Source organism: Streptomyces sp. CB01881, from assembly GCF_002953255.1.
Classification (GTDB): Bacteria; Actinomycetota; Actinomycetes; order Streptomycetales; family Streptomycetaceae; genus Kitasatospora.
On sequence record NZ_CP026498.1, the window covers coordinates 10,688,254 to 10,693,117 of the forward strand.

Here is a 4,864-nt window from a genome sequence, read left to right on the forward strand (position 1 = left end):
GCAGGACGGCGACGGGTCGCGGCCAGGAGTGCCGGAATCGGCTCGTGCCAGCCGGCGAAGCGGCGCCGGACCTCGGCCAGCGGGTCCGGGTAGCGAACCCCGGCGGGGGCGTTCAGCACCGCGTGCCACTCGGCCCGCCCGTCCGGGAAGGCAATGTGGCCGAACTCCGCGCCGTGCCCCCAGGTGAGCTCGAAGTCGGCGATCGGCTCGCCGGCCGGTCCCTCGACCGGCTGTTCGGTGATCGCCCGCAACACCGTCGAGCCGCTGTAGGCCGGCCCGGGGTGGCCGGGGAAGAGGTGGCGGCGCAGCCGGCTCCCGATCCCGTCGGCGGCCACCACCAGGTCGGCGTCGACCGCGGTGTTGCCGTACCGGACCCGGATGCGCGACGGCTGGCGGGCGTCCGCAGGCCCCGCCGCCGTGTCCAGCCCCGTGTCCAGCCCGGTCTCCAGCGCCGTGACCTCCGCGCCGATGACCAGTGACTCGGGCGGCAGTGCCTCGCGGAGGATCCGGTGCAGGTCGGCGCGGGGAATGCCGATGATCGGTGCGCCCAGCTCGCGTTCCAGTGCCCGCCCGTCCATCCGGGCCAGCCGGCGTCCGTCCGGGGTGCGGGTCCCGCCGGTGTACTGGCGGCGCGAGGCGATCTCCACCGCCTCGCCGACGCCGAGGGCGGTGAGCGCCCGCAGGCCGTTGGCGGCCAGCGAGATGCCGGCGCCCGCGTCGTCCAGGACGGGTGCACGTTCGACCACCGTGACCTCCCAGCCCGCCAGCCGGAGCCCGATCGCGGCCGCCAGCCCGCCGATGCCGCCCCCGACCACCACTGCGCTGTTGCTGCTCATCCCCGGTCCCTCCCTGGGTTTCACGCCATTCTTCTACAGCTGTAGAAGGAGCGTACTCCCCCCTTACTACGGGTGTAGAAAGGGGGGATGCAGGAAGCTGGGGCACACGGGCAGGAGCAGTCGGACGGTCACGGCGGGGGTACGAGCGGGGGTGGGGGCGGGGGTATGAGAGGGGGTGGGGGCGCGTCCGGGGCACAGGCACCCGGTACCGCATCGCGCGGCGCCGGTCGGCGCACCCTGCTGGCGGACGCGGCGATCGGCGTCCTCGCCGACGCGGGCGTACGCGGGCTGACCCACCGCGCGGTGGACGCGGCGGCCGGACTGCCGGCCGGTACGACGTCGGCCTACCTGCGCACCCGGCAGGCGCTGCTCACCGCGCTGGTCCGACGCCTGGTCGAGCTCGACCAGGGCGAGCTCCAGGCCCTGGGCGAGCAGGTCGCGGTGCCGCGCTCGGCCGCCGAGCTGGCCGAGGGCATCGCCGTACTGACGGAACGCCGCCTGACCGGAGAGGGGCGACGGCGGTCGCTCGCCCGCTATGCCTGCGCGGTGGAGAGCGTGCGCGACCCCGAACTGCGCGAGATCCTCGTCCCGCGCGAGAACGCAGGCCGCGCGGTCGTCCGTGCGTTCATCACCGCCCAGGGCGTGGCGGACCCGGAGAGGCGCACGACCACATTGCTGGCCTGCATCGACGGGCTGGTCTTCGACCGGCTGGTCGGCGGCGGCCCGGTACGGGCCGACGAGATCGAGGGCCTCGTCGCGGCAGCCCTGCGCAGGCCGGATGCCGCCACCGGCTGACCCGGTCGCATCCGTGAGCGGGTGGGCTTCGGCGGTCCTGGCGCGGTGAGGTGCCTTCGCGGGGGAGAAGTCCGTCGCCGGCGCTGCAATCGTGAGGCCGTGTCGCTCGCCCCGGGCGGTCAACCGTCACTGGCACATACGGACGTCCGTCTGGCTTTCAGCGACAATCGGCCAAGAACTGGTGGCGCTGGACAGCCAACCTCACGCCCCAGGCGGTCGTACCCACGGGGCCAGGCGCTCCCCGTCCGCCAGATCCCTGCGCCAGTAGCGGAAGACGACCCCCTGGACGACGTCGAGCCCCCCGGCCGCGATCAGCCCGGAGGCGAGCTCGGAGCCACCTGCGTCGGCCTCGAACGCGACCACCACCGCAGGAGTCTCACCAACCTGACGGGACACGAGCCGGACCTCGTCCGGTGTCGGCGCGCGAAACACCGGATCGTGGAACACGGCCGGACACATGACGAACACCGGGTCGCTGAACACCAGCTCCACGTCATGGTGGTACGTCAGGTCAGAGCCCGCGCCCAGTCGCAACCGACCGGCGTTCCAGTCGACGATGTCCCAATCCCACCAGGACCCCTCGGGGAGTTGCATCACGAGCCTGCCCTCACAATCGAACGATCGGGCGGATTGCCCCGTCATCCGCAGCCTTCGACTTGACCTGACCGCTTGACGCGCTGAGGTGCCCCTCCGCGGCTCAACCTGACTTGACTGGTCGTCATCAAGCGAGTGGCAGACGCTACTTGACTAGGTGGAAACCTGGATGCTGCAGCCACGCCGAAAGGAACTCCGCATCACCGACGTGCCGAAGCCATCGCCCACCACCCCAGGTGTCGTACGAGACCTCCGCGACTCTTCCCGGGAGGGAGTCGACCAGTGCTCTCGCGCGTTCCAGAAGCGCCTCGTCGCCGGTGCCCTCACGTGGGGTGGGGTAGCTCAGAAGGCCGTCGAAGTCGATCAGGGCGCCGAGGCGTTCGGCGAGCGCGAGTGCAAGATGACCGAGCACGAGGTGGTTCGTCGGGCCGGAGCAGCCGGCGCCGAGTATCAGCCCCTGCGCGGGTGGCTGCGAGAATGCGGAGTAGTCCTCGTCCGCTGCCGGCAGCTCCTCGTCCTCGGACAGGAAGAACACGCCAACCCCGTTGGGTTCGAGCCCCGGTAGCCCCACGGCGGAACCGTCTCGCACCCAGAAGTCCAGGTCTGCGCGGAGCTTCGCCTCGACCGGCTCGCAGAAGCCCTCCAGCCACAGAACCACATCGTCCAGGACGTCCCCAAACTTGCGCGGTTCGAAGAGCCACAGCCCCACTGCCGGTCCCGACATGTCGCCCCCGGAGAGTCGTGGCCCAGTGCCATCCGGACCCGGTTCTACCAGGTGCGGATGGAGACCGCTTGACCATTTATGAGACACGGCCTTGGCGTTCGCACCATTCGGATCGTCGTCGTCGCTGACTACGGCGGCGAACCGTGTTCACGCGCTTCTGTCCAGGTCGAGGTGATCTCAGAGAAACGGCAGCAGCGTCTGCGGGGCCGCCTGCGAGGAGCGGCGTCGTTCTGTTCGCGGCGATGGTGGGCAGGTCTGCACGGCTGGAACGCAGCCAGCCCTGTAGCAAAAGCGAGTCGGGCCCCCTCGCGCGGCAGGTCAGGGACGGAAGGGCCGTAGAAGGTCGATGATGCCGGAAGAGAGGTCGACGCTGTGGACGTCGCCGCCGAAATCATCGGTCCACAGGGCCGGCGTGGCCGGCGCGAGGTCCAGGAGCAGAGTGAAGACGACCCGGAAGGGGAATTCGAGGGGGTCGCGGTCGGCGAAGGAGAAGAACTGCTGGTCCGCGAAGTAGGTGAGCTCGTGCACGTCGCCATGGAGCGGGACGGCGAGGGTGTAGGCGGCGAAGCGGGGAGCGGGCCCGGCCGCGCGGGCGTGCGGCCAGTTCCGCCGCAGGGCCCGGTCCAGTTGCTCGGGGGTGAACTCCCATGAGGCACCCTGCCGCTGGTCCGCCATCACGAGGTGCTTGCCACTCGCGGTCCTCGCCTTTCAGCGCGGCCGCAGCGGCCGCAGTCCGTCGAAGACCACGTCGAAGATCCGCTCCCGGGCTGCCGGGTCCGCGCCGAGCTGATCCATCGACGCGGTGGTGCCCACCAGCAGTGCGATCAGCTCCGGCAGGCCCAGCTCCGGGCGGACCGCGCCGACCCGTTGGGCTCCGGCCAGCAGTTCGGCCAGCTGCGTCCGGATCGCCGTGCTCGCCTCCCGCAGGGACTCGTGCGCGTCCACCCCGGCGGCGGCGAGCGCCTGGGTGAACTCGTTCTTGCCCGCGGACTGGTCGATCACCAGGCGGAATGCGTCGAAGAAGGCCTCGGCGGGTTCGGCGTCGGTGGTCAGCTCCGCGGTCCGGGCGGCGATGGTCTCCAGGCGGCGCACCATCACCGCCTCCAGGAGTGCCTCCTTGGTCGGGAAGTGCCGGAAGAGCGTCCCCACCCCGACCCCGGCCGCCCGGGCGATCTCCTCGGTCGGCGTGCCGACGCCGCGGGTGGTGAACACCTCCGTGGCGACGTCCAGCAGCCTGGCCCGGTTGCGGGCCGCATCCGCCCGGAGCGGACGCCCCTGAGCGCCGTTCATCCCTCTCACCTCTTCCGTGCGTGGCGGAGCCACCCCTGGACAACCGGAGTCGCCAGTCCGTATCGTCTAATCGGAGTCGCTAGTCCGATTCTAGCGGCGGAGCCCACTGGGGGTTGATCATGTCTGAAACGCGGTCGCCGCGCGAGGTCTTCCAGGAACTGCTCAATGGCATCAGCGAGAGGCGGTTCTCGGAGCTGGCCGAGCTCTACGCCGAGGACGCCGTGGTGGAAACCGTCTTCCAGCCGGTCGGTCCACGCCGGTTCGAGGGGCGGAGCGTGCTCGCCGAGCGGTTCGCAGAAGTCGCCGCGCGCTCGCCCATCGAGCTGGCCTCGAAGAACGTGGTGATCCGGGAGACCGACGACCCGGAGGTGATCGTCGCCGAGTGGGACTACGAGGTGCACCACCGGGGCACCGGACGGACCGTCGAGGCCTCCAACATCCAGGTGCTGCGGGTCCGCGACGGTCTGATCGTCCACAGCCGGGACTTCCACGACCACCTGGCCCTCGCCGTGGCCGGCGACAACCTGCCGGATCTGGTGGCGGCGCTGGCAGCCGAGTAGCGGACGCCGGGACGCCGGGACGCCGGGACGCCGGGACGCCGGGACGCCGGGACGCCGGGACGCCG

7 protein-coding genes are annotated in these 4,864 nt (G+C 71.3%); 2 read left to right on the forward strand and 5 right to left on the reverse strand.

Annotated features, from left to right (window positions below; all coding sequences use genetic code 11):
• The coding region (locus tag C2142_RS35995) for an FAD-dependent monooxygenase (protein WP_174315818.1) at positions 1-836 on the reverse strand (836 nt) is incomplete at its 3' end.
• A gap of 165 nt (positions 837-1,001) precedes the next feature.
• On the opposite strand from C2142_RS35995, the gene C2142_RS36000 reads away from it, so the two are divergent.
• Positions 1,002-1,631 carry a TetR family transcriptional regulator C-terminal domain-containing protein gene (locus C2142_RS36000; RefSeq protein WP_148647019.1) on the forward strand — a complete coding sequence of 210 codons (630 nt, stop codon included), beginning with the start codon at positions 1,002-1,004 and terminating at the stop codon, positions 1,629-1,631.
• Positions 1,632-1,832: 201 nt separating this feature from the next.
• On the opposite strand, the gene C2142_RS36005 is transcribed toward C2142_RS36000, so the two are convergent.
• The 4 genes from C2142_RS36005 to C2142_RS36020 form a co-directional block, all read right to left on the reverse strand.
• Positions 1,833-2,225 carry a hypothetical protein gene (locus tag C2142_RS36005; RefSeq protein ID WP_194235851.1) on the reverse strand — a complete coding sequence of 131 codons (393 nt, stop codon included), beginning with the start codon at positions 2,223-2,225 and terminating at the stop codon, positions 1,833-1,835.
• Between the two features lie 145 nt (positions 2,226-2,370).
• Positions 2,371-2,949, reverse strand: coding sequence for a DUF6368 family protein (locus C2142_RS36010; RefSeq protein WP_277347299.1), 579 nt, complete (start codon positions 2,947-2,949; stop codon positions 2,371-2,373).
• A 318-nt stretch (positions 2,950-3,267) separates the two neighbouring features.
• The gene (locus C2142_RS36015; RefSeq protein ID WP_148647022.1) at positions 3,268-3,624 is read right to left on the reverse strand and encodes a hypothetical protein; all 357 of its coding nucleotides are present in this window, start codon (positions 3,622-3,624) and stop codon (positions 3,268-3,270) included.
• A 33-nt stretch (positions 3,625-3,657) separates the two neighbouring features.
• On the reverse strand, positions 3,658-4,239 hold the full coding sequence (locus tag C2142_RS36020) for a TetR/AcrR family transcriptional regulator (protein WP_148647023.1): 582 nt from the start codon (positions 4,237-4,239) through the stop codon (positions 3,658-3,660).
• Positions 4,240-4,358: 119 nt separating this feature from the next.
• Here C2142_RS36020 and C2142_RS36025 point away from each other — a divergent pair, with 119 nt between their 5' ends.
• Complete coding sequence (locus C2142_RS36025; protein ID WP_148647024.1) at positions 4,359-4,799, forward strand: nuclear transport factor 2 family protein; 441 nt, start codon at positions 4,359-4,361, stop codon at positions 4,797-4,799.
• The last annotated feature ends 65 nt before the right edge of the window (positions 4,800-4,864 follow it).